The sequence below is a fragment of the Frankia sp. CcWB2 genome (genome assembly GCF_977927585.1).
Genome location: NZ_CDWRCM010000001.1, coordinates 47,256 through 47,999 on the forward strand (window position 1 = coordinate 47,256; position 744 = coordinate 47,999).

1 protein-coding gene is annotated in these 744 nt (G+C 68.1%); it reads right to left on the bottom strand.

Annotated features, from left to right (window positions below):
• Positions 1-45 precede the first annotated feature (45 nt).
• Positions 46-744: thiamine pyrophosphate-dependent enzyme (locus tag ACY45C_RS00245; protein WP_462185667.1), on the bottom strand; the 699-nt coding region annotated here is incomplete at its 5' end.

A 744-nucleotide genomic window follows, 5' to 3' on the forward strand; every position in this document is an offset into this window, starting at 1 on the left:
CCACGGGCTGTGGAGTGCTGATCAGATCAGCGGACGGTTTTCAGATCACTCGATGGTCCAAGTCTCCCCACCGGCGATCAGCGACATCAGGTCCCCGTCGCCCTGGCGGGTCTTGGCGTCGGTGATCTGGGCGTTCAACGCCTCGTCGTAGGTCGGCGCGTCGACGTCGCGGAAGATGCCGATCGGGGTGACGCCGTGCGAGTCGCCGGTGAGCCGGGACAGCGCGAACGCCTGGCTCGGATCGGCCGCCCAGGCGTCGTGGACGAGGACGTCCGGGCTGCCCGCCGGGACCACCTCGAGGCTGCCGTCCGGCGCCCGTCGAACGGCCTTGTCGCCCTCGGTGCCGAAGACAAGGGGCTCGCCGTGGGCCAGCTTCAGCGTCACGTCGTCCCGGCTGGTCCGCTCCTTGAGCGCGTCGAAGGCGCCGTCGTTGAAGATGTTGCAGTTCTGGAAGATCTCCACGAAGGCGGTGCCGGGGTGCTCTGCGGCCGCGCGCAGCACCGAGGTCAGGTGCGCCCGGTCGGAGTCGATGGACCGTCCGACGAACGTGGCCTCCGCCCCCAGCGCCAGCGACACGGGGTTGTACGGCCGGTCCAGCGAGCCGAACGGCGTCGACTTGGTGATCTTGCCGATCTCGGAGGTGGGGGAGTACTGCCCCTTCGTCAGTCCGTAGATCCGGTTGTTGAACATGAGGATCTTCAGGTTGACGTTGCGGCGCAGCGCGTGCAGCAGGTGGTTCCCACC